Origin of the sequence: Streptomyces sp. CA-210063 (assembly GCF_024612015.1) — a bacterium.
Classification (GTDB): domain Bacteria; phylum Actinomycetota; class Actinomycetes; order Streptomycetales; family Streptomycetaceae; genus Streptomyces.
In genome coordinates this window covers 5,889,093-5,911,293 of sequence record NZ_CP102512.1, presented here as the reverse complement: position 1 = coordinate 5,911,293, position 22,201 = coordinate 5,889,093, and the positions used below count along the sequence as shown (strand labels likewise).

At 72.0% G+C, this 22,201-nt stretch carries 18 protein-coding genes and 1 pseudogene; 11 read left to right on the top strand and 8 right to left on the bottom strand.

Features of this window, described 5'->3' with window-relative positions:
* The first annotated feature begins 77 nt into the window (after nucleotides 1–77).
* Nucleotides 78–251 (top strand): hypothetical protein, encoded by a 174-nt coding sequence (locus JIX56_RS25850; RefSeq protein WP_257544006.1) that lies wholly within the window; start codon nucleotides 78–80, stop codon nucleotides 249–251.
* On the opposite strand, the gene istB is transcribed toward JIX56_RS25850, so the two are convergent.
* Nucleotides 235–1,824 (bottom strand): IS21-like element helper ATPase IstB, encoded by a 1,590-nt coding sequence (gene istB, locus JIX56_RS25845; protein WP_257544004.1) that lies wholly within the window; start codon nucleotides 1,822–1,824, stop codon nucleotides 235–237. The two genes, JIX56_RS25850 and istB, sit on opposite strands and share 17 nt — an antisense overlap.
* Nucleotides 1,825–2,031: 207 nt before the next feature.
* Between istB and JIX56_RS25840 the strand changes: the two genes are divergently transcribed.
* Nucleotides 2,032–3,678, top strand: coding sequence for a DNA repair helicase XPB (locus JIX56_RS25840; RefSeq protein ID WP_257544003.1), 1,647 nt, complete (start codon nucleotides 2,032–2,034; stop codon nucleotides 3,676–3,678).
* 60 nt (nucleotides 3,679–3,738) lie between these two features.
* On the opposite strand, the pseudogene JIX56_RS25835 reads toward JIX56_RS25840, so the two are convergent.
* Nucleotides 3,739–4,176: pseudogene (locus tag JIX56_RS25835) on the bottom strand (glycosyltransferase 87 family protein); the annotation flags it as partial.
* A 179-nt stretch (nucleotides 4,177–4,355) separates the two neighbouring features.
* Nucleotides 4,356–4,553: a hypothetical protein gene (locus tag JIX56_RS25830; RefSeq protein ID WP_257544001.1), complete on the bottom strand. Its 198-nt coding sequence runs from the start codon at nucleotides 4,551–4,553 to the stop codon at nucleotides 4,356–4,358.
* A gap of 330 nt (nucleotides 4,554–4,883) precedes the next feature.
* Between JIX56_RS25830 and JIX56_RS25825 the strand changes: the two genes are divergently transcribed.
* Nucleotides 4,884–6,923, top strand: coding sequence for a HelD family protein (locus tag JIX56_RS25825; RefSeq protein WP_257543999.1), 2,040 nt, complete (start codon nucleotides 4,884–4,886; stop codon nucleotides 6,921–6,923).
* On the opposite strand, the gene JIX56_RS25820 is transcribed toward JIX56_RS25825, so the two are convergent.
* From JIX56_RS25820 to JIX56_RS25810, 3 genes are all read right to left on the bottom strand, one after another.
* Nucleotides 6,920–7,579: a dihydrofolate reductase family protein gene (locus JIX56_RS25820; protein ID WP_257543997.1), complete on the bottom strand. Its 660-nt coding sequence runs from the start codon at nucleotides 7,577–7,579 to the stop codon at nucleotides 6,920–6,922. The two genes, JIX56_RS25825 and JIX56_RS25820, sit on opposite strands and share 4 nt — an antisense overlap.
* Before the next feature lie 244 nt (nucleotides 7,580–7,823).
* Entirely contained in the window at nucleotides 7,824–8,390 is a 567-nt protein-coding gene (locus JIX56_RS25815) for a hypothetical protein (RefSeq protein ID WP_257543995.1), read from the bottom strand.
* Between the two features lie 100 nt (nucleotides 8,391–8,490).
* Nucleotides 8,491–9,747 (bottom strand): trypsin-like serine peptidase, encoded by a 1,257-nt coding sequence (locus tag JIX56_RS25810; RefSeq protein ID WP_257543993.1) that lies wholly within the window; start codon nucleotides 9,745–9,747, stop codon nucleotides 8,491–8,493.
* Nucleotides 9,748–10,074: 327 nt separating this feature from the next.
* Between JIX56_RS25810 and JIX56_RS25805 the strand changes: the two genes are divergently transcribed.
* The 4 genes from JIX56_RS25805 (at nucleotide 10,075) to JIX56_RS25790 (ending at nucleotide 17,320) form a co-directional block, all read left to right on the top strand.
* Nucleotides 10,075–10,899: an NPP1 family protein gene (locus tag JIX56_RS25805; protein ID WP_257543991.1), complete on the top strand. Its 825-nt coding sequence runs from the start codon at nucleotides 10,075–10,077 to the stop codon at nucleotides 10,897–10,899.
* A 171-nt stretch (nucleotides 10,900–11,070) separates the two neighbouring features.
* A complete protein-coding gene (locus JIX56_RS25800) occupies nucleotides 11,071–12,780 on the top strand; it encodes a hypothetical protein (RefSeq protein ID WP_257543990.1) in 1,710 nt (569 codons plus the stop codon).
* Nucleotides 12,781–12,831: 51 nt separating this feature from the next.
* Nucleotides 12,832–13,161, top strand: a complete 330-nt coding sequence (locus JIX56_RS25795) for a trypco2 family protein (protein WP_257543989.1) — start codon at nucleotides 12,832–12,834, stop codon at nucleotides 13,159–13,161.
* 37 nt (nucleotides 13,162–13,198) lie between these two features.
* A complete protein-coding gene (locus JIX56_RS25790; protein WP_257543988.1) occupies nucleotides 13,199–17,320 on the top strand; it encodes a tetratricopeptide repeat protein in 4,122 nt (1,373 codons plus the stop codon).
* 22 nt (nucleotides 17,321–17,342) lie between these two features.
* On the opposite strand, the gene JIX56_RS25785 is transcribed toward JIX56_RS25790, so the two are convergent.
* A complete protein-coding gene (locus tag JIX56_RS25785; RefSeq protein ID WP_257543986.1) occupies nucleotides 17,343–18,068 on the bottom strand; it encodes a copper homeostasis protein CutC in 726 nt (241 codons plus the stop codon).
* 175 nt (nucleotides 18,069–18,243) lie between these two features.
* Between JIX56_RS25785 and JIX56_RS25780 the strand changes: the two genes are divergently transcribed.
* Both JIX56_RS25780 and JIX56_RS25775 read left to right on the top strand, forming a co-directional pair.
* The gene (locus JIX56_RS25780) at nucleotides 18,244–19,107 is read left to right on the top strand and encodes a helix-turn-helix domain-containing protein (protein WP_257543985.1); all 864 of its coding nucleotides are present in this window, start codon (nucleotides 18,244–18,246) and stop codon (nucleotides 19,105–19,107) included.
* Entirely contained in the window at nucleotides 19,067–19,369 is a 303-nt protein-coding gene (locus JIX56_RS25775; protein ID WP_257543984.1) for a DUF397 domain-containing protein, read from the top strand. Before JIX56_RS25780 ends, JIX56_RS25775 begins: the two co-directional genes overlap by 41 nt.
* Here JIX56_RS25775 and JIX56_RS25770 read toward each other — a convergent pair.
* Nucleotides 19,360–20,034, bottom strand: a complete 675-nt coding sequence (locus JIX56_RS25770; protein ID WP_257543983.1) for a maleylpyruvate isomerase family mycothiol-dependent enzyme — start codon at nucleotides 20,032–20,034, stop codon at nucleotides 19,360–19,362. The genes JIX56_RS25775 and JIX56_RS25770 overlap by 10 nt on opposite strands.
* A gap of 68 nt (nucleotides 20,035–20,102) precedes the next feature.
* On the opposite strand from JIX56_RS25770, the gene JIX56_RS25765 reads away from it, so the two are divergent.
* Nucleotides 20,103–20,753: an HD domain-containing protein gene (locus JIX56_RS25765; RefSeq protein WP_257543982.1), complete on the top strand. Its 651-nt coding sequence runs from the start codon at nucleotides 20,103–20,105 to the stop codon at nucleotides 20,751–20,753.
* Nucleotides 20,754–20,942: 189 nt separating this feature from the next.
* Nucleotides 20,943–22,184 (top strand): Cmx/CmrA family chloramphenicol efflux MFS transporter, encoded by a 1,242-nt coding sequence (locus JIX56_RS25760; RefSeq protein ID WP_257551114.1) that lies wholly within the window; start codon nucleotides 20,943–20,945, stop codon nucleotides 22,182–22,184.
* Nucleotides 22,185–22,201 lie beyond the last annotated feature (17 nt).

Sequence of the window (22,201 nt, the reverse complement as noted above, 5' to 3'; positions counted from 1 at the left end):
CGTGGCGGGGGTGGCGGGGCAGCCACCCTGTGTCCGATCGAGATCGACTCCTGCGCTCGAAAGGCCCACACGCACGCATGCGCCCCATCGCCACGCTTCTCGTCTCCGTCGCCGCCGTCGCCCTGGTGGGCGTGCTCGCCTCCCCGGCGGCGGCGAACCCGCCCCTGCCCCTCCCCGAACTCGGCACTCTGGTCGGCGACAGCATCACCCTGGAAGGGCCGTTCGTCCAGAACATCAGCCTGCTGAAGTAGCGCGCCGCAGCCGGTAGCTCTCCCCTTCGAGGCGGACGATCTCGGCGTGGTGCGCTAGGCGGTCGACCAGCGCCGGGGCGGCCCCGCCGAAGATCTCCTCCCAGCGGCCGAGCGGGCGGTCGCTGGTCACGATCAGCGAGGCCCGCTCGTAGCGGTGCGCGACGAGCTGGAAGAGGAGCCGGGCGGTGTCCGGGTCGAAGGGGAGGTAGCCGACCTCGTCGACGATCAGCAGGGGGCATGAGTCGAGGGCGGACAGCTCCTCGGCCAGCCTGCCCTCCGCCCGCGCCCCGGCCAGCCGCGCGGCCCACTCGGTGGCGGTCGCGAACAGCACCCGGTGCCCGGCCTGGCAGGCCCGTACGCCGAGCCCGATCGCCAGATGCGTCTTGCCGGTGCCGGGGGCGCCGACGAACACCACGTTCCGCCCGGCGGCGACGAAGTCCAGCGTCCCGAGCCGCGCCAGCAGCCGCCGGTCGAAGGAGCGCGGGTGCCCCTGGTCGAACTCCTCCAGCAGCTTCCGCGCCGGGAACCCGGCGGCCCGAACCCGCCCCTCGACCCCCGCGTCGGCCCCGGAAGGACCACGCCGGATCTCGTCCGCGTACAACGCCCGCCGGACCTCACCGCCGTACGGCGCGTACGGCACGGGTCGCGCGTCCTCCCCGTACGGCACCCGCTGTGCCCCGTCCCCGTCTCCGTACGACGTACGCCGCGCCTCGTACTGCACGAGCCGCGTCCCGCCCTGCGTGAACCGGGTCTCGTAGGGGGCGACCCGGCTCTCGTACGTCTCGTAGTTCTCGTACGAGGTGGCCTGGGCCGGGATCGGCAGGGGCGCCCGCAGGAGGACGGGGGCGGAGGGTGCGGGGGCGGTGGCGGGGGTCGCCTGAGGCCGGGAACCGGCCGTTCCACCGGCGCCGGGGCCCTGCGGCTCGGCCGGCTCCGTGGGTTCCGTCGGCCGCCGCGGGCCCTTCGGATCGCCGGGCGGCGGGTCCTGCGGTGCCCCGTGGTGGGACCCGTGCCCCTTGTCCTCGCGCAGCATCGGCCCCGACATGTACGCCAGGAGCACCGCCGAGGCGATGAAGGCCATGTGGATCACCGTGCCCCACAGCAGCGCGTGGTGCGAGGTGTGGTGGACGTCCACGAACATCTGGAGCAGATGGACGGAGGAGATGCCCACGATGGCGGTGGCGAGCTTGACCTTCAGCACGTTGGAGTTGACGTGCGAGAGCCATTCGGGCTGGTCGCGGTGGCCCTGGAGGCCGATGCGGGAGACGAAGGTCTCATAGCCGCCGACGATCGTCATGATCAGCAGATTGGCGATCATGACGACATCGACCAGCTTGAGCACCGCGAGCATGACGTACGTCTCGGTGGCACTCCCGCTCACGCACCGGACGATTAACGTCCACAACTCGTTGAAGAACTTGTAGACGTACACCCCCTGCGCGGCGACCAGCCCGAAGTACAGCGGCGCCTGGAGCCAGCGCGTGGCGAAGAGGGCGTAGCCGAGCGTGGTGCCCTGCGGGGAGGCGGACGGGATGACCGGATCGGCGGGGTCGGCCGGTGTGGGTGGCTGCACGGTTCGCCATTCTTCGGAACCATTGCCGCAAATCTGAATTCCGGCCACTCAGGGGAATGAATAGACATCCAATAACACTGGCGAGATGGGGCGGGTTGTACGAGGAAGACCCGGGCAGGACCGGCGGCCGGGCGGAACGATCAGGCACACTGGACGTTTGGCTGTAGCGCCGGAGAGCCCTCGGGCCTAATCGAAAGGGTGTCGCGCGTGAATGGTCCACTCATCGTCCAGTCGGACAAGACTCTGCTCCTGGAGGTCGGCCATGAGCAGGCGGACGAGTGCCGTCGGGTCATCGCGCCGTTCGCCGAGCTGGAACGGGCGCCGGAGCACATCCACACCTACCGGGTGACGCCGCTCGGGCTGTGGAACGCGCGGGCGGCCGGGCACGACGCCGAGCAGGTCGTGGACGCGCTGGTGCAGTACAGCCGGTATCCCGTGCCGCACGCGCTGCTCGTGGACGTCGCCGAGACCATGGACCGCTACGGCCGTCTCACCCTGTCCAAGCACCCGGTCCACGGTCTGGTCCTCACCAGCACCGACCGGCCGGTGCTGGAGGAGATCCTGCGGTCGAAGAGGGTCACTCCGCTGGTCGGCGCGCGCATCGATCCGGACACCGTCGCCGTGCACCCCTCCGAGCGCGGGCAGATCAAGCAGACACTGCTGAAGCTGGGCTGGCCGGCCGAGGACCTCGCCGGGTACGTGGACGGCGAGGCGCACCCGATCGAGCTGGCCGAGGACGGCTGGGCGCTGCGGCCGTACCAGAAGCAGGCCGTGGAGAACTTCTGGCACGGCGGCAGCGGCGTCGTCGTGCTGCCCTGTGGCGCGGGGAAGACGCTGGTCGGCGCCGGTTCCATGGCCCAGGCGAAGTCCACGACCCTCATCCTCGTCACCAACACCGTCTCCGCGCGGCAGTGGAAGCACGAGCTGGTGAAGCGGACGTCGCTGACCGAGGAGGAGATCGGCGAGTACAGCGGGACGAAGAAGGAGATCCGCCCGGTCACCATCGCCACGTACCAGGTGCTGACGACCCGGCGGAAGGGCGTCTACCCGCACCTGGAGCTGTTCGACTCCCGCGACTGGGGCCTCATCGTCTACGACGAGGTGCATCTGCTGCCCGCGCCGGTCTTCAAGTTCACCGCCGATCTGCAGGCGCGGCGGCGGCTGGGGCTGACCGCGACGCTGGTGCGGGAGGACGGGCGTGAGTCGGACGTGTTCTCGCTGATCGGGCCCAAGCGGTTCGACGCGCCGTGGAAGGAGATCGAGGCGCAGGGGTACATCGCGCCCGCCGACTGCGTCGAGGTCCGGGTGAATCTGACCGACTCCGAGCGGCTCGCCTACGCCACCGCCGAGCAGGAGGAGAAGTACCGCTTCTGCTCGACCACCGCGACCAAGCGGAAGGTGGCCGAGGCGATCGTCCGCCGTTTCGCGGGGCAGCAGATCCTCGTCATCGGCCAGTACATCGACCAGCTCGACGAGCTGGGCGCCCACCTGGACGCGCCGGTGATCAAGGGTGAGACCAGCAACGCGCAGCGCGAGAAGCTGTTCGACGCGTTCCGCCAGGGCGAGATCAACGTCCTGGTCGTGTCGAAGGTCGCGAACTTCTCCATCGACCTCCCGGAGGCCACGGTCGCCATCCAGGTCTCCGGTACCTTCGGCTCCCGCCAGGAGGAGGCCCAGCGCCTCGGCCGCGTCCTGCGCCCCAAGGCCGACGGCCACCAGGCCCACTTCTACTCCGTCGTCGCCCGCGACACCATCGACCAGGACTTCGCCGCCCATCGCCAGCGCTTCCTCGCCGAACAGGGCTACGCCTACCGGATCATGGACGCGGACGAACTGCTGACGGAGGGGGCCTGAGCAAAGGCTCCACAGGGCTCCGATCACCCGATCGAGGCATGGCCAGCACCGTCATGCCATCGGTGAAGGGTCCCCCAGGGTCCGTGCGGGCAGGCCCCGCAAGGAGTGGTTGTCGACGATCCAGGTCTTGCCGACGCGCTCGGTCTCGTGCAGGCGGCGGGTCCAGAAGTCGACGGAGGCGGCGGGGAGGGTCAGGGTGCCGAGGGCGACGGTCGCCAGGAAGGCGGTCAGGGCGGTGAGCATGGTCGGGGCCGGGAGGGGGCCGGCCCCGACCATGCTGGCGGAGAGATGGACCAGGAGCGCGAGCAGTGCCGTGTTGCCGAGGACGAAGGCCGCCTTGAGTGCGGGCAGCGGGAGCCAGGTCGTCGGGACGAAGAGAAGGGCGGCGAAAGGGGGATAGGTGGCGGGCAGGCGCCACTCGGTGACCGTGAAGCCGTGGAGATCCGTGCCGTTGCGTACGGCCGCGCCCTGCGCCCGGTGCACCAAGGTGTCGGCCATGGGGGCGCCTTGGGTCACGCACAGCGCGACGAAGGCGGAGAGGGAGGTGGGGAGGAAAACGCCTGACGCGAGGAGTGATCGGTCGGTCACGTGGCGTCGGGTCACGCGACCGGACCTTGACGGTCCGCAGGGGTGTGCACCCCGCGGCTCACCCGGAGGTCACGGAAGCGAACGTCGCCTCACCGGCGGCGTATGCCCGCTTCCTCCGCGTACTCGCCGAGGACGATCACGCCGAACGCGGCGCCCGCGAAGACCTTGACGGCGCGGAGGGCGTCGGCGAGGCGGTGGCGGTGGTGGTGGTCGTCGAGGCCGGTCGCGCCGGGCGGCGGACCGGGTCGGCCGGCGGCCGAGGCTGGGATGAAAGTCGCTGCACTCATGTCTCCATGGTGGAACTTCCGCCGTGGGATTACGTCGGTCTCCGGAGTGAACCCGCTGGGCCCTCTACTCCCTCTCAGGTTCAGCCCACCCGTAATACCCGGGCAGTACGGACCCCCTAGGGGTACGACGCAGGCAGATCCAGGGCAGATCCGGGGCGGCGGAGAAAACCCGTTGGCCTCCGCCCCCTTTCCTCACCTAAACTCTCCGCTCTTGCCCGCCTCCCGTCAGTGGAGTGCCGCCGCCCGGACGGAAACCGGCCGGCCACCGCCGCCAGGCAGAACCCGCCCTCAGGCGGCCCCCAGGTCCCGTAGGCCACCGGAGGCACCCGCATGTCCGCGCACCCCACCGACCCCCTCTCCCGCGAACGCTCCCACCTCGCCGCCTCCCGTTCCGCGCTCCGGGCCATGCGGGAGGACGTGGAGGCGCTGGACATCAGGGACGTCACCGCGAACTGGGTGAACGCGGAGGTCCTGGCGCACCAGATCGGCGAGCGGATCAAGGCGCTGGCCGACCTGAGCCACACCCCGCTCTTCTTCGGCCGGCTCGACTATCTGCACGCCCCGGCCGCGGATCAGGCGGAAGGAGCGGAAGGGGAGCGGTTCTACATCGGGCGGCGGCACGTCCACGACGCCGACGGCGATCCCATGGTCATCGACTGGCGTGCCCCCGTCTCCCAGCCCTTCTACCGGGCCTCCAAGACCGACCCGATGGACGTCGGGCTGCGCCGCCGCTTCGGGTACACCGGCGGCGACCTCACCGCGTACGAGGACGAGCACCTCTCCGACCCCGCCGAGGCCGCGACCACCAGCAAGCTGCTCCAGCGGGAGATCGAGCGTCCGCGCGTCGGTCCGATGCGGGACATCGTGGCGACGATCCAGCCGGAGCAGGACGAGATCGTCCGGTCCGACCTGTCCGGCAGCCTCTGCGTCCAGGGCGGCCCCGGCACCGGAAAGACCGCCGTCGGCCTGCACCGCGTCGCCTACCTCCTCTACGCCCACCGCGAGCGCCTCTCCCGCACCGGCACCCTCGTCATCGGGCCGAACCGCTCCTTCCTCCACTACATCGAGCAGGTCCTCCCGGCGCTCGGCGAGTTGGAGGTCAAGCAGGCGACCGTCGACGACCTCGTCGCCCACGTCGAGGTGCGGGGCACGGACGAGGCGGCGGCCGCCGTCGTCAAGGGCGACGCCCGGATGGCCGAGGTGCTCCGCCGGGCCGTACGGTCGCACGTCACCCTCCCCACCGAGCCCGTCGTGGTCGTCAGGGGGTCGCGGCGCTGGCGCGTACCGGCGTACGAACTGCAGGACATCGTGCGGGAGTTGCTGGACCGGGAGATCCGCTACGGGGCCGCCCGTGAGGCGCTGCCGCAGCGGATCGCGCACGCGGTGCTGGTGCAGATGGAGCGGTCCGGCGAGGCTCCCGACGACCGGGTGCAGGACGCGGTGGCCCGCAACACCGCCGTGAAGGCGGCCGTCAAGGCGATCTGGCCGCCCGTCGAGCCGGCCAGGCTCGTCCTGCGTCTCCTCTCCGACGCGGACTTCCTCGCCGTACACGCGGACGGGATCCTGACCGAGGACGAGCAGAAGACGATCCTCTGGGCGAAGCCCGTGCGGAGCGTGAAGTCGGCCAGGTGGTCAGCCGCCGACGCCGTGCTCATCGACGAGACCACCGACCTCGTGCGGCGCACGCACTCGCTCGGGCATGTCGTGCTCGACGAGGCGCAGGATCTGTCCCCCATGCAGTACCGGGCGGTCGGGCGCCGCTGCACCACCGGTTCCGCGACCGTCCTCGGCGACCTCGCGCAGGGCACGACCCCTTGGGCGACGAAGAGCTGGGACGAGGCCCTGACGCACCTCGGCAAGGCGGAGGCCCATGTGGAGGAGCTGACCGCCGGTTTCCGCGTCCCGACCGACGTCATCACGTACGCCTCCCGTCTCCTCCCCCACATCGCGCCCGGCCTGACCCCGGTCGCGTCGGTCCGGGAGAACCCGGGCTTCTTCGACGTACGGCCGAGCTCGGGGGACTCCGAAGTGGTCGCCGCCTGCGAGGAGTTGCTGCGCAACGAGGGGTCGACCGGGCTCATCGCCGCCGACGCCCGCGTGCCCGCCCTCGCCGAGGCGCTCACGGCGGCGGGCATCGGCCATCTCGCGCCGGGCGAGGAGACGACGTACGAGACCCGCCTCACCCTCGTACCGGCGTCGCTCGCGAAGGGCCTCGAGTACGACTACGTGGTGCTGGACGAACCGCGAGCGGTCGTCGACGGCGAGCCGGACGAACGGACCGGCCTGCGCCGCCTGTACGTGGCCCTCACGCGTGCCGTGTCGGGCCTGATCGTGACCCACGCGGCCCCGCTGCCGCCGCAGCTCGCCTAGGCCGTGTTGGGGAGACCGGCACGGGTGAACGTCAGATGCGTGACCCCGCTGGGCGAGGCGGCGGCCTCGACGTCGTAGTCCTTCTCCAGGCCCTCCAGTCCGTCCCAGAGGCGTACGCCTCGGCCGAGCAGGACGGGGGCCACCACGACGTGCATGTGGTCGATGAGCCCGGCGGCGAAGAAGTCACGGACCACGGTGACCCCTCCGCCGATGCGTACGTCCTGGCCGCCCGCGGCCTCGCGGGCCGCCTCCAGCGCCTCGGCGGGCGGGGCGTCGAGGAAGTGGAACGTCGTGCCGCCCTCCATCTCGATCGACGGGCGGGGGTGATGGGTGAGGATGAAGGTCGGTGTGTGGAAGGGCGGGTTGGGCCCCCACCACCCCTTCCACTCCGGGTCCTCGTGCCATCCGGGATAGCCGAACTTCCCGGCGCCCATGATCTCCGCGCCGATCCCGGGTTTGAACTGCCGTGCGAAGGCGTCGTCGAGGCCGCCGGTCCCTCCGGGCCGGCCGGTCGCCTCGTGCCACCACCGGGTGGCGAACATCCACTCGTGGAGCCCTTCACCGGCGTGGCCGAACGGCGCGTCGCGGCTCTGGCCCTCACCGGTGCCAAAGCCGTCGAGCGAGACGGAGAAGTTGTGGACGCGGGCGAGTGACATGGCTGGCGACTCCCCTTCTTCTGCTGGTCGAGTGCGGCTCGTCGAGTTCCGCTGGTCGAGTTCCGCTGGTCGAGTACGGCTGGCGAGCTTCGTCGGGTCAGCTCGGCCATGAGGGAGATGATGGCCGCCCCGACGCGCTTCGCCTACTCCCGTGACGCCATGGCCGTCACCCGGGGCCGGTGGCCACCCGGATGGGTGTCGCCGTGCTCGACACTCGACGGACTCGCGTCGCGCTCCTCCCCCGTCACCCGGTCCACCTGGCCAGGTCGTCCGGGGTGTCGGGGCTCGCGAAGTGGAAGGGGACCGAGAGGCGGGCGGCCAGGGCTCTGCCGCAGCGGTCGGCGGCCACGGCCGACGGGTGGCCCTCGGTCCCGTCCCCATCCCCATCCCCGTCCCCGTCCCCGTCCCCGTCCTCCCCGAGGTACCGCTCGGCCGTCTTCCAGTGGATGGTGGCCAGTCGGTGCTCCCCGGGCGGGTCGGTCGTCAGGGCCAGCAGCTGCACGAACCAGCCGTGGACCGTGTCGCCGTCCCACACCGCCTCGATGGCGACGACGCGGCCGGGGCAGCCGGCGGCGAGGGCGGCCAGCGACTCCGGGTCGAGGGGGCTGTCGGGGGTGCGGGCGACGCGGTCGCCGTGGTGGGCGTAGCGGTCGTGGACGACGCGTTCGGCGTCATGGAGGCCCAGGCCCAGAGCGCGACCGGCCATGAAGACGACGTGGACCGCCTGGATGTAGGCGTCCTGGAGGACGTACCCGTCGACCTGTTCACGGATGCCGGCGGGCAGCGGCTCCCACCACTCGGACGTGTTCATGCCGCCGAATGTACGTGCACACGCGACGGCCCCCGGCGACCGAGGTCACCGGGGGCCGATCAGGCACGAGCCCTGTCCATCTGCCTACGACACGTGGGGCCTACTTGAACTTGTTGCTGGTCGCCAAGTAGACCTCCTTGGCGTTCTTCCCGAGGCGCGGCCCGGTGATGAACGTGGAGCGGTCGCTCAGGGAGTTGTTGGAGACCAGGTAGGTCTTGCCCTTGTGGCTCATGAACCAGGGGCCGCCGGAGGCGCCGCCGTTCATGGTGCAGCCGACCATGTACTGGGCCGGGTAGCTGCTCGGGTAGCTGTAGCCGAGGACGAAGCGCTTGGTGGCGCCCTGGCAGTGGTACATCTTCGAGCCGTCGTACTGGGCCTCGGCCGGGTAGCCGCGCACCTTCATGTTCTTGACCTTGTTGGCGGCGGGGGCGTTGAACCACACCGGCAGGGCCGAACCGAGGCGCTCCTCAAGGGACTTGGCGCCCTTCTCGGGCTTCACGTGGAGGACGGCGTAGTCGTACGCGGCGGCCACGGTGCCCTCGCTGGCGGCACCGCCCTTGATCCAGGTGCCGGAGGTGGTGGCCCAGTCGGCCCAGGCGATGCCGTACGGGGAGACGTTCTTCGCGCGGTAGTTCTTCGACGCCTGGGCGATGTTCAGCTTGGCGGTGTTGTTGAAGGACGGGACGAAGGCGATGTTGCGGTACCAGCCGCCGCCCTTGCCCGCGTGCACGCAGTGCCCGGCGGTCCACACGAGGTTGGACTTGCCCGGGTGCGCCGGGTCCTTCACCACGGCGGCGGAGCAGACGCTCGAGCCCTGGGGCGTCGTGAAGAAGAGCTTGCCGACCGGCGGGGCGTACTTGTGGTAGGTCGCCTTGACCTTGGCGGCCTTCTGCTTCTTGACCGTGCCGTCGGGCAGCCAGACCTGGGTGGTCTTGCCGCCACCCTTCGCCGTGTTGCCCGCCTCCGCGATCGTCGGCAGCTGGGCCATGTTCTCCTTGGCCTCGGCGATGCGCTCCGGGGTCCAGAAGTCCTCGATGTAGGGGTTGGCGAAGTCCTCCGCCTTGGAGGCCCAGTCGCTGTCGAAGTCCTGCCAGCCACCGTCCTTCCACTTCTGCAGCGCGTCACCGGTCAGCTCGGTGGGCACGCCCTCCGGGAGCTTGAAGCCGCCGACGGTCGTGTCACCGCCGCTCTCGTTCTCACCGGTGTCGATGGTGTCGCCCGCGTCCGCCTGGGCGGTCGTCGGCGCCGAGGCGTTCGCCCCGTTGTCCTCGGTCTTGCTGCAGGCCGTGGTGGTGACCATGACCGCGGCGATCACGGCGGCTGCGGCCGTGAGGCCGCGGCGGCGTATGGATGGCATGGAGCCCGTCCCCCGTTATGGCTGAAAGTTGTCATGCCCCCGCTTGGCCGGGGCGAGACAACTATGCACGCGGGCGGGCGCGGAATGATCTCCGGGAGGCCTCTCGCGGCGACTTCGCACATAACAACTACGTGGCGGATATCGATCCGTGATGTGACGTCATGTCATGGCAGATCCGGGGTTCCGAAGCCCTCGGCCCCCAACTCACAGCGTTGCCACAGTGATTGAGTCTTCATCACTCCGACACCTTCCGACACTTGTGGACTACCGGCGAGTAAGGCGAACCTGACCTGCGCATGCCATCCCCCACCTCGGGATCCCCCCCGCATGGGGATTCCCCGCATCGGCATCCCCCGCGCCGCGGTCCACCAGGAGGACGCAGTGAAGACAAGCTCCCGCACAGGAAGATCCCTGCTCACCGTCGGCGGCGCCCTCGCGCTGGTCGTCGGTTTCGCCGGCAGCGCGTACGCGGCCCCGCCCGCCGCGCTGCCCGCCAACGCGGAGACCCTGGAGACGACCTGGCAGCCGGCCTACGACTACGACACCGACGGCTGCTACTCGACCCCCGCCATCGGCCCCACCGGCACGGTCAACGGCGGGCTCAACCCCACCGGTTCGCTCAGCGGCGACTGCCGCGACGCGTCCGACCTGGACAACACCAACGGCTACTCGCGCTACAAGTGCAACAACGGCTGGTGCGCGATCATGTACGACCTCTACTTCGAGAAGGACCAGGCGGTCGCGGGCAGCAGCATCGGCGGCCACCGGCACGACTGGGAGCACGTCGTCGTCTGGGTGCAGAACGGCACGGCCCGGTACGTCTCGACCTCCAACCACGGCGACTTCACCGTGCACGCCGCGTCCTCCGTCCGCTGGGACGGCAACCACCCGAAGATCGTCTACCACAAGGACGGCATCAGCACGCACTGCTTCCGCCTCGCCACCTCCGGCGACGAGCCGCCGGAGAACCACGAGGGCACCTGGCAGTACCCGCCGCTCGTCGGCTGGAACGGCTACCCGTCGACCGCGATCCGCGACACCCTCGTCGCGTACAACTTCGGCAGCGCCAACTTCGGCCTCAAGGACGGCAGTTTCGCCTCCAACCTCGCGGCGGCGATGCCTTCGGGGATCTCGTTCGACCCGAACGCCTGACGACACGAACGGTCGCGGACCGACGTGAGCACCCCGGGGACGCCTCACCGCCCCGGGGTGGCCCACGGCTGGTGAGCCCTGAGCGTCCCCAGGCGGACGTTCGCCCGCTCGCTCCCCGTGTCCCTCCGATCGGTTGATTCATCCCTCCGCCTGCCGCCATGCTGTCGAGGTATGGGGGAAGCGACGACACCGGTGGCCATCGGCGCCGGCACCGGGGCACAGGTGGTCTTCCATCTCTTCGCCGCGTCGGATCGCGGGGAGACGGGCGCCGCGAGGGATGTGTTGAGCCGGGCCGGTGTCGCGTACGCGGACTTACGCCCGCCGGGCGCCGACGCCCTGGGCGATGACATCCTCACCGGCACCGCCACGGCCGCCGCCCTCGCGGACGTCGTCGCCGCGCTCCGTCACTTCTTCCGGTACGGCATCGCCGTACGCCTCGCGGGGCCGACCGATGTCGTCGTGCGGTCGGATCCCCGCGTCGAGCACGGGCAGATCGTGATCCGCAAGCCACGACGCGACGTGCCCGTACGAGACGCCGGAGCCCTGCGCTCCGCTCTCAACGGCCTCTTCGCACAGGGGGTGCCGGACCCAACGCCCCTCCCCTACGCGCCCAGCATCATGTTCCGCGACCACCAGAACGCCGAGCTCGCCGCCGAGGCCACCCGGCTCGCCCGTGTCTTCACCGACCCGGACTTCGTCAGCGGCGCCGACCCCACCGGCACCCTGCTCGACAACCCGGAGAAGCTGGCCGACATGTCCGGCGGGCCCCGCAGACTGCTCGACCTGCTCCTGCTCGCCCACGCCTTCTCCCGTACCGACGACGGCGATCACCGCGTGCGCGACCCGCGCCTCCCCGACGTGGACGAGGTCCGACGAGCGGCCTCCACCGTCGAGGTCTTCGTCCAGCCCTCCACCGAGCCGGAGTCCCGGGTGCTGGCCCGCCCCCTCGCCGACGGCCGGCAGGGCTTCGTCATCGGACTGGCGCCGCAGACCAGTGATCTGATGGCCAACATCTCCTGGGCCCTGCCCACCCTCTTCGCCGTCACCGGGGAAGCGGCATCCGGCGCCGCCGATCCCGGCTCCTTCACGCCCGCCCCCTTCACGCCCGACCGTGACAGCACCTGGGCCGATGTCGACGACACCGTCGCCTCGTACCTGCGCTCCTGGCGACCCCCGCGCTCCGCCACCCTGCTCCCACCTCGGCCGCTCATCCCGATGGCCATGCCGGAGGGCGAGGTCCGGTACGGGTCCGGGGACCCCTACCTGGTCTTCGACGCGTGCACCCTCTTCCTCATCGCCCGCGAACTCACCCCGATCCTCGAGGGCAGGCTCAGCGACGGGGCCGAGCCGCCCCTGGTGCCGTTCACCGAAGGGCTGCCCCGGGAGGTGCGCCTGGCGACGCAGGCGGACTGCGCGGCATACGTCCACACGATGAACGCCCTCATCCTGGGGGCCGGCAAGGACGGCCCCTTCGTACCCGACTTCGACAACATCCGGCGCCACTTCCATCACGGGCGGCCGAGCCGGTTCGGCCGGACCCGGCGGCTGGAGGAACAGGCGCGGCACGAGGCCGCAGTGGTATTGGCCTGCGTGAGCCGCACGACCGAGGCCGTGCTCAGCTACTACGCCGTGGTCGACATGTTCGCCGCGCTCGCCCGCGCCCGCCGCGACGGCGCCCTCGCCCGCCGACTGGAGGCGATCGGAGACCGGCGCGAGGCGGTGTGCCGCTACATGCTGTGGATCAAGGAGCACGAACTGCCCAAGGCCTGGGGGCTGCGCACCCGGCGGGAGGGGGAGGAGAACGGGTGGGAGCGCGTAGGGGAGTACGTCCGCCATGCGCAGCGGCATCTGGTGCCCACGCTGGTCGATCCGTCCGGCTGACCTTCCGCCGGAGCGGGGACAGCCGCCTCGGTCCGTCGCTACGGTGGCCGTATGAACGACATCACCGTCGGCGAAGCCATCGACCACCTTCGAGCCGAACTGACCGCCGCCCGCGATCGCGCCAGGGACTCCGGTGTGCGCTTCCAACTCGGCGACATCTCCCTGGAGTTCACGGTCGAGCTGCGCCGCGAGCAGAGCGGGAAGGGGTCCGTCAAGGCGTGGGTCGTGTCCGGGGAGGCGGGGGTCGTGAAATCCGAGACCGCCACCCACAAGCTGGCGTTCACGCTGCGCGCGGTGGACCAGGACGGCGAGGGCATCCACATCGGCAACAGCGACGCTCCGACGGGCGGTTTGGCCGGTGGGGGCGGGCTGACCCGGTAACCCGCCCGCAGGCGTACGACGGTGAACGGGGGCACGGATGGAACTGAGTCGTATCGTCGCGGTCCTGCTCCCGGGTGCGGAGCAGCGGTACGGCGGCAACGGAACCGGCTATCTCCTTGGCCGCAGGCTGATAGTGACGGCCCGTCATGTGCTGAAGGGGCGGGACACCTGCCACGTACAGGTGCCCGGCGGTCGCGCCGTACCCTGCACCGTCGTCTGGCGTGGCGCCACTCACGTCGACGTGGCCCTGCTCCTCGCCGAGGCAGACGTCCGCGAGCAGGTCGCCCCGGTCCGCTGGGGGCGGCTCGTCACCGCCCGGCACCAGCCCTGCGACGTCGCCGGCTACCCCGAGGCCGGGCGCCGGGCCGACGGCGGCCTCGATCTCCAGCAGCCGCGCGCCACCCTCGCCCCCGGCACCGGCGCCCTGTCCCACCGCTACACCGTGGAACTCGCCAGCGCGCCGCCCGCCGACCCCGCCCGCCGCACACCCTCCCCGTGGAGCGGCCAGTCCGGCGCGGCCCTCTTCAGCGGCGCGCTGCTGACCGGCGTCGTCGTGACCGACGTCAGCGGCTGGGGGCTGCCGCGCTGGGAGGCCGTACCGGTGTACGCGCTGCTGGCCGACCCGGAGTTCACGGACCTGGTCACCCGGCACACCGCCGCCGCGCCCGTGTGGGAGCCGGCCGACCTTCAGGGCCTCGTCACACCCGCCGAGGGCTGGCGGGTCCGGTCCCCGGCGACGCTGCTGGACCAGCGCGCCGAGGTGGTCCGCTTCCACGGCCGCGAGCACCTGCTGGGGGAGCTGATCGACGACTGGTGCGACGGCGACGGCGTACGGCTCGCCGTCCTCACCGGGCCCGGCGGTGCCGGCAAGTCCCGGCTCGCCCGCGAACTGTGCACCCGGCTGCGCGACCGGCACGGCTGGGTCTGCGGCTGGCTGGACGAGCGCGGCCCGGCCGAGGACCTCGGTGTGCTCGCCGAGGTGGACCGCCCGCTGATCCTGGTCGCCGACTACGCCGAGCTGCGGATCGCCCAGCTGACCGCCCTGCTCACCGTGCTGGACCGACGGCCCGACGGCCGCCCTCCGGTACGGCTGCTGCTCACCGCGCGGGGCAGGGGCGACACCACGGGCGGCTGGTGGGACCAGCTCAGGACCCGCACGCGCGAGACGAGAAACCTGACCTACGACGCCCCGCACCACGAACTGCCTCCGCTGACGGAGTTACCGGACCGCGACGCGCACTACCGCGACGCCCTCACCGACCTCGCCCGGCGCCTCCCCGAGGCACTGCCCCGGGCGCTCAGGGATGTCACCGGTGACTGGACGGGACGCGTCGCCCTCGTCGCCCCGCGCGATGTGAGCGCCCCCGAGTACGGCTCCGCCCTCACCCTGCACATGACCGCGCTCACCGACCTCCTCGCCACCCACCCCGCGACCCGCCTGGACGACACCGGTCTGCGGGTCGAGGAGCAACTCCTCCTGCACGAGCGCGCGTACTGGGAGGACAGCGCCGCCGGCCGTCCCCGACTGGCGGCGGCGGGCCCCGTGTCCCTGGCCGACGCGGTCGGCACGGCGGTCCTCACCGCGGGCGCCGAACCCGCCCTGGCCGCCCCGCTGTTGCGCTCCTCACCCGGCTTCCGCACGGCGGACGCCCCGACCGTGGACCAGGGCACAGCCTGGCTCGCCGAGATGTACCCCGCCCCGGGCGACAGCTGCTGGGGCGCCCTCCAGCCGGACCGCCTCGGGGAGTACCACGTGGGGGACCGGACACGGGCGGACACGGACCTGGTGACGCTGCCGTTGCTGACGTTGGCGGGGGCGGGGGCAGGGGCAGGGGCAGGGACGGCGCTGTCGCGGTCCCCAGCCGACGAGCCGACGCCCGCCGGGGCCCCCGACTCGCGACCCGCCCCGCCGGGCCCTGAGCGCCGCACCGCGTCAGTGGCCGCCCGCACCGGACAGCCGACGTCCACGGGGAGTCCCGAGTCGCCGCCCGCCCGCACCGGACAGCCGACGTCGGCCGACCCCCCGCCGCTCCCCTCCGCCGCCCCCACTCTCCTCGCCACCCCCACGCTCCTCGCCGCCCCCACCCTCCTCGCCGCCCTCGTCACTCTCTCCCGCGTGGCCGAACTCCCCCGCCACTGGGGCCCCGTCGCCCGCGCCCTGGACGAGGCCCTCGCCCGGGACTCGGCCCTCGCCGGCACGGTCATGGAGGCCACCACCCTCACCGAGTCCCCCGAGCCCCTCCTCGACGCCCTGCACCGGCTCACCGACGCTCCCGACACCGACCCCGAGCTGCTGCTGGAGCTGCTCGGCCGGCTGGGCGCGGGGCGCAGCCGGGTGCTCGCCGGGTGGGCCACGCGTACCGCCGCCACGGCCGCGCGGGGGCTTCCCCCGACCCCGCGGGCTACGGCGCTCGTGCACGAGGCGGGGTGGCGGCACGCCGCCGGGGACCACTGGACGGCCGTACGCCGATGCGACGAGGCGCTGCGGCTGTACGACTCCGGCGAGGCTGAAGCCACCCCCGCCGCACGGTTCACCGCGCTGCTGACCATGGCCCGCTCGCACCGCTGGACCGCCGAGTTCGACAAGGCCCGGGCCGCGCTGGACAGGGCCGCCGACCTGGTCGGCACACTTGCCCCGGCCGACCGGGCCCCCGCCGAGGCCGAGATCCTCGGCGAGCGTGCCCGTGTCCTCGTCGGCGCCGGTGACGACGATGCCGCGCGCCCCCTCCAGGAGCAACGCGTCACCCTCCTCAACACCCTTGCCGACGGCGACGACGGTGGCGGCAGCAGCGATCCCGTCGTACTCGAACGTCTCGCGGACGCCGAGGCCGAGCTCGGGCGCACCCTCAATCGCCAGGGCGAGTTCCGTGCCGCCGCCCAGATGCTGTCCGAGCCCACCGCGCAGACCCTGCGGCAGATGGCCGACGAGCGGCCCGACGCCCTCGGCCACGACGCCGTGGGCAGCCTCGTCGGCCGTGCCAACCGGCTGCGGCAGCTGGACCGGTTCGAGGAGGCACTCGCCGTGCTGCGCGACGCGCTCGCCGTCGTCGACCGGCCGGAGAGCCTGGCCACCCCGGTGGCCGCGGAAGGCCTGGCCGTCGTCCTCAACAACATCGGTGGCACGCTCGTCTCCATGGGCAGACCCGAAGAGGCGCTGGAGCCGATCCGCCGCGGGCTGGCCATCCGACGACGCCTCGTCGCGGACGCCGGCGTGCCGAACGAGCTGTTCTGGAACTCCCTCCTCCAGCACGGGTCCGTCCTGACGGAACTGCGCCGCCTCGACGAGGCGCGGCAGGCCTCCGAGGAGTGCCTGGAGGTCGGCTCCGAACTCGTCCGCCGCAAGATCTCCCGCCCCAGGGTGGAGGCCCAGGCCCAGATCATGCTCGCCGAGAACCTGATCGACCTCGCCCGGAGGAACCCCGACCAGCAGGGTGACCTGCGCAGGGTGAAGCGACTCGTCGACCGGGCCGTCCGCAACTACGGCCGCGACATCAAGAACCTCCCGGGCGACCACCTGGGCGAGTACACCGCCCTGCTGTCCGTCGCCGTCGACCTCTACTTCGCCCTCGGTCGGCCCCGGGCGGCGCGCTCCACGATCCGCCGGGCGATGTTCGTCCGCCGCCTCCTGATCCGCCGTGATCCCGAGCAGCACGGCGACCTCGTGGCGGCTCGGCTCGAAGACCGGGCCCAGGAAAGTCTGCGGGCCGGGCAGATGGACAACGCGGAGAGCCTGTTGGGCCAGGCGGTCGCCATCCGGCAGGTACTCCTCGACGTGTGCGGCCTGCCCACCGACCGGTCCGCCCTGGCCGGCGCCCTCAGCCAGTACGGCGGCGTGCTCTCCCAGATGGGCCGTCAGCGCGAGGCCCTGCCCGAGCTGTACAAGGCGCTGGAGCTGACCCGCGAGGTGGAGCCGCACATCGAGCCCGACCAGTACGCGCTGGCCGTCGCGACCTGCCACTACAACCTCGCGGACACCCTCCCCTGGACCGGCGCCTTCGACGAGGCGCTGCGCGAGGTGGCGGCCTCCGAGAAGAGCCTCGCCCCGCTCGCCGACCTGAACCCCGATCTGTACGCGCACGAGATGGCCGACTGCGCCCAGCTGCGCGACTCGATCGTCAGGGCGGCGGAGCACGGTCTTCCCGAACGACGTCAGCCCTGATCCACGGCCGAGCCGTCCCGGTTCAGTCGCCCCGGGTTCTGTTTCCCGCGCGGGCGGCGCGGGCGTCCAGTGCCGTACGCCATTCCCGTACGGCACCGGCGGCGACCGGCGCGGTCCATCCCCCGGGGCGGGCCGCGCCTCCGATGTGGAAGGCGTCGACGCGGGCGGCGCGCAGGCGCGGGACGTGGTCGAGGCGGAGGCCGCCGCCGATCATGAGGCGCTGGGCGTAGCCGGGGTCGCCACGGCGGGCCGCCTCCGCGAGGAGTACGGGCAGACCGTCGTCCACCCCCGCCGCCGAGCCCGCCGTGAGGTAGGTGTCCAGCCCCGGCAGGTCCGCGAGCTGCTTGCGCAGGGCGTCCCGGTCGGCGGCGCGGTCGATCGCCCGGTGGAACGTCCACGGCCGCCCGTCCAGCTCCGCGACCACCCGCTCCACGGCGTGCAGGTCCGGTTCCCCCTGCGGGTCGAGGAACCCGAGCACGAACCCCTCCGCCCCGGCCGACCGCATGTCGCACGCCGCCCGCACCAGCGCGTCCACGTCCCCCGCGGCGAACCCGTCGGCGAGCCGCAGCATGACCCGGACCGGGATGTCCACGGCGGCCTGCACCTCCACGAACGTCGCGACCGCCGGGGTGAGTCCGTCGGCCCCCATGTCCGTGACCAGCTCCAGCCGGTCGGCACCTCCGGTCTGGGCGGCGACGGCGTCCTCGGCGTCGAGGGCGATCACCTCCAGAAGCGCGCGCGTGGCCATGGGGCCCCTTTCGTCGGGCATTGATCGAGTGACGACTACAGGTCTAGTCCAATTTAGCAACAACCCGGACTGTTGGATGCAGTCGTAACGGTTCGCAGGCGGGCGACCACCCTCCGCATCTACCCTCGTTAGGGCGCGCTGCAACAAGACCGGCTGTTCGAGAGGGAGTTGCCCCATGCCCAAGCCGAAGACCCTCGACCCGTCCGAGTCCACCCGCGCCCTGTACGGCGCTGAACTCCGCCATCAGCGGGAGCGGGCGGGGATGTCCCAGGAGGACTTGGGGGCGGCGATGTTCGTCTCCGGGTCCTTCGTGGGGCAGTTGGAGGCCGGACTCCGCCGGATGCGACTGGAGTACGCCAGGTCGGTGGACGAGATCCTGGGGACGGACGGGTTCTTCGTACGGAACCTGGAGGCGGCGCGGAAGTCGCCGTACGAGCACCACTTCGCGGATGTGGTGGAGTTCGAGGGGCTGGCTCAGACGATCAAGGAGTGGGGCCCGACCCTGGTGCCCGGGTTGCTTCAGACGGCGGCGTACACGCGGGCCGTGGTCCGGGCGTACGACCCTGTACTGACGGAGGACATCGTCGAGGAGCGGGTGGCGGCACGACAGGCTCGCGCGCACATCTTCGACGACCCTCGGACGCCCCGGTACTGGGCGATCCTGGACGAGATGGCCCTACGACGCCCGGTGGGCGGCCCGGCGGGCATGGCGGAGCAACTCCGGCACATCGCGGGGATGGTGAGGCGCCACCGGATCATCGTCCAAGTGCTCCCGCTGGCGGAGGGAGCGACCGCCGGAATGCAAGGCATGTTCAAGCTGATGACGTTCGAGGACGCACCTCCCCTCAGCTACACCGAAGGGTCCGAAACTGGCCGCCTGTTCGACGATCCGGCTGTGGTGACCCGTTCCGTGCTGACCTACGATCTGCTTGGGGGTGCGGCGCTGTCGCCTGGCGCGTCCCTCGCCCTGATCGAGCAGGCGGCCAAGGAGTACGAGGATGCGCACCGCTCCCGACCTGAGGACCGCGACTTGGCGTAAGAGCAGCTACAGCGGGGGAACCAGCGGGGACTGCCTGGAGGTCGGCGGCGACTTCACCGGCGCCGCCCTCTCCTGGCGCAAGTCCAGCCATAGCTGCGGCGCCGGCGATGAATGCGTCGAAGTCAGCAACGACTTCCCCGGCATCATCCCCGTCCGCGACAGCAAGAACGTGACCGGCGGTGTGCTCGTCTTCGGCGCCGCCGCCTGGTCGGGCTTCGTCGCGGCGGCCCCTCAACTCCCCGTCGGCGAAGCTCAGGCGTAGAGGTTGAGCTCGGCCTCGGTCGTGCCGGCCAGTTCGTACGACGTGTCGGCGGGCAGGCGGCGGCCCGCGTAGAGCCGTACGAGGGTCGTGGCATCGCCGATGTAGCGCGCGGGCGGGCCGTCGCCGGTCGCCGCGCCCAGCCGCAGGGGCTCGTCCAGGTCGTCGAGGTCGGCGTGGAGCGGAAGGGTCCCGCGTACGCGGGTGACGTGGGCCAGCAGTTCCAGAGCGGGCCCGAGCTGCGCGCCGCCGTACGCCCCCGGCAGGCCCCAGGCGTCGCGTACGTCACCGGCGTGCACCCACTCCCCCAGCGCGATCCCGTCCAGCGCCCCACCGGCCTCGGCGATCACGGGCCCGGCGTCGGTCATCCCCCGCTCCAGCTCGTCCACGACCCGGGCGACCAGCCAGCCGTCCCGGTCGGCGATGTCCCGGTCGTTCGACTCCGGGCTGAACACCCCTTCCTCGAACCGGCCCTCCACCACCCGCGACAGCACGGCCCCGCAGTGCGCGAGCACATGCCGCACGGTCCACCCCGGACAACAGGTGGGCGCCGCGAAGTCCTCCTCCGGGCGCTCCCGCAACAGCGGCACCAGCGCGTCCCGCTCGGCGGCCAGCAACCGGCCGGGCAGCTCGGGGTCCCGTACATCGTGCGTATCGGCAACAGTCATGCCACCCACGCTAGGAGGAGGGGGCCCGCCGTGTCTCGTGTCGGGTCCGGCCACGGCACAATGCCTGCATGTCCGACGCCCTAGACGCATGGGAAGCCCGCTGGGCCCAGGCCCTCGTCTCCGCCCGCGAGGGCGCCCGCGACCCCGACCCGGCCCCCTACGCCGCGAACCTCCTCGAGCGCTGGTCCGAGCCGCAGCGGAAGTACCACACGCTCGCCCACCTCACCGCGGTCCTGGACCACATCGACGTGCTGGAGGAGTACGCCGACGACCCGGACCTCGTACGCCTGGCCGCCTGGTTCCACGACGCGGTCTATCTGCCGGAGCGGTCGGAGAACGAGGAGCGGTCGGCGCGGCTCGCCGAGCGGGCGTTGGCCGAGGCGGGGGTGACGGAGGAGAAGGTAGCGGAGGTGGCGCGGCTGGTGCGCCTCACCGTCACGCACGACCCGGCCGACGACGACCCGAACGGGCAGGTGCTGTGCGACGCGGATCTCGCGGTTCTCGCGTCGGCGCCGGACGCGTACGCCGCCTATGCCGCCGCCGTGCGGGAGGAGTACGGGTTCGTGCCTGACGACGCCTTCCGTGCGGGCCGGGCGGCTGTGCTGCGGCAACTCCTCGACCTGCCAAGGCTGTTCAGGACGCCGTACGGGCAGCGGGAGTGGGAGGAGCGGGCGCGGGAGAACCTGCGGGCGGAGCTGGACGGCCTGGAGGAGGGCTGACGGCGGACCGACGACGGACCGACGACGGACCGACGACGGACTGGCGGTCGGCCGACAGCAGGCCGGTCCTGGTGCGACAGCAGGCCCGGTCCTCGTGAGGGAATGCGATCCCTCAGCCGTCGGTTGCCCATGAACATGCCCCCATCCGCCGCCGCACCTGACCATGACCATGCCCACGCCCGTTTCCGGATTCCGCTCTCCGTCTACGTCCTCGGGCTCGCCGTCTTCGCGCTCGGGACGAGTGAGTTCATGCTCTCGGGGCTGCTGCCGCCCATCGCGGAGGACATGGACGTGTCGATTCCGCGGGCGGGGCTGCTGATCTCGGCGTTCGCGATCGGGATGGTGGTCGGGGCGCCGCTGCTGGCCGTGGCGACCCTCCGCCTCCCGCGTCGGACCACCCTCGTCGCGCTGATCACGGTCTTCGGGTTCGGGCAGGTCGCGGGTGCGCTCGCGCCCAGTTACGGCGTTCTCTTCGCGTCCCGGATCGTGAGCGCGCTGGCCTGTGCGGGGTTCTGGGCGGTCGGCGCGGCCGTGGCCGTCGCGATGGTGCCGGTGAACGCGCGGGCCCGGGCGCTGGCCATCATGATCGGCGGGTTGTCGATCGCGAATGTGCTCGGCGTACCGGCGGGGGCGTTCCTCGGGGAACACTTCGGGTGGCGGTCGGCATTCTGGGCGGTGGCCGTGGCCTCGGCGATCGCGCTCGTCGGCGTCGTCACGCTCGTGCCGGCCATCCCGGTGCCCGACGAGCGGCCCCGGCTCGCCCAGGAGGTCCGGATCTACCGCGACCGGCAGGTCTGGCTGTCCATCGCCGTCGTGGCGCTCGCCGCCGGCGGTGTCTTCTGCGCGTTCAGTTACCTCGCGCCGCTGCTCACGGACGTGGCCGGGCTGGACGACGGGTGGGTGCCTACGGTCCTCGCGCTGTTCGGGATCGGCGCGCTGATCGGCACGGCGGTCGGGGGACGGATCGCGGACGCGCACCTCTTCGGCGTACTGCTCAGCGGAATCACCGCCTCCACGGTGCTCCTCGTCGGCCTGGCCCTGCTCGCCGAGTACGCCGTCGCCGCCATCCTCCTCTCCTTCCTCCTCGGCGTGTCCTGCTTCTACACCGCCCCGGCCCTCAACGCCCGTCTGTTCAACGTCGCCGGAGCCGCCCCCACCCTCGCCGGTGCCACCACCACCGCCGCGTTCAACCTCGGCAACACCGGCGGCCCCTGGATCGGCGGGGTCGTCATCGACGCGGACTTCGGCTACACCTCCACGGCCTGGGCGGGCGCCGCCATCATGGCCGCCGCGATCGCCACCACGGCCGTCTCCCTCCGCCTCCACCGGCGTACGAGCGCCTCCCGCCTCGTGGCCGGGACCGGGTCAGGAACGGAGACCGGGACCGGGACGAGCGGCAGCACCGTAAATCCGGTACGTACGGACGTCTGATCCCTTCTATCCTCGCC

Bases quoted from the DNA above. Each gene is read 5' to 3' on its own strand.
- JIX56_RS25850 (WP_257544006.1), top strand. From the start codon at position 78: ATGCGCCCCATCGCCACGCTTCTCGTCTCCGTCGCCGCCGTCGCCCTG.
- JIX56_RS25830 (WP_257544001.1), bottom strand. From the start codon at position 4,553: ATGAGTGCAGCGACTTTCATCCCAGCCTCGGCCGCCGGCCGACCCGGT.
- JIX56_RS25825 (WP_257543999.1), top strand. From the start codon at position 4,884: ATGTCCGCGCACCCCACCGACCCCCTCTCCCGCGAACGCTCCCACCTC.
- JIX56_RS25820 (WP_257543997.1), bottom strand. From the start codon at position 7,579: ATGTCACTCGCCCGCGTCCACAACTTCTCCGTCTCGCTCGACGGCTTT.
- JIX56_RS25815 (WP_257543995.1), bottom strand. From the start codon at position 8,390: ATGAACACGTCCGAGTGGTGGGAGCCGCTGCCCGCCGGCATCCGTGAA.
- JIX56_RS25810 (WP_257543993.1), bottom strand. From the start codon at position 9,747: ATGCCATCCATACGCCGCCGCGGCCTCACGGCCGCAGCCGCCGTGATC.
- JIX56_RS25805 (WP_257543991.1), top strand. From the start codon at position 10,075: ATGGGGATTCCCCGCATCGGCATCCCCCGCGCCGCGGTCCACCAGGAG.
- JIX56_RS25800 (WP_257543990.1), top strand. From the start codon at position 11,071: ATGGGGGAAGCGACGACACCGGTGGCCATCGGCGCCGGCACCGGGGCA.
- JIX56_RS25795 (WP_257543989.1), top strand. From the start codon at position 12,832: ATGAACGACATCACCGTCGGCGAAGCCATCGACCACCTTCGAGCCGAA.
- JIX56_RS25790 (WP_257543988.1), top strand. From the start codon at position 13,199: ATGGAACTGAGTCGTATCGTCGCGGTCCTGCTCCCGGGTGCGGAGCAG.
- JIX56_RS25785 (WP_257543986.1), bottom strand. From the start codon at position 18,068: ATGGCCACGCGCGCGCTTCTGGAGGTGATCGCCCTCGACGCCGAGGAC.
- JIX56_RS25780 (WP_257543985.1), top strand. From the start codon at position 18,244: ATGCCCAAGCCGAAGACCCTCGACCCGTCCGAGTCCACCCGCGCCCTG.
- JIX56_RS25775 (WP_257543984.1), top strand. From the start codon at position 19,067: ATGCGCACCGCTCCCGACCTGAGGACCGCGACTTGGCGTAAGAGCAGC.
- JIX56_RS25770 (WP_257543983.1), bottom strand. From the start codon at position 20,034: ATGACTGTTGCCGATACGCACGATGTACGGGACCCCGAGCTGCCCGGC.
- JIX56_RS25765 (WP_257543982.1), top strand. From the start codon at position 20,103: ATGTCCGACGCCCTAGACGCATGGGAAGCCCGCTGGGCCCAGGCCCTC.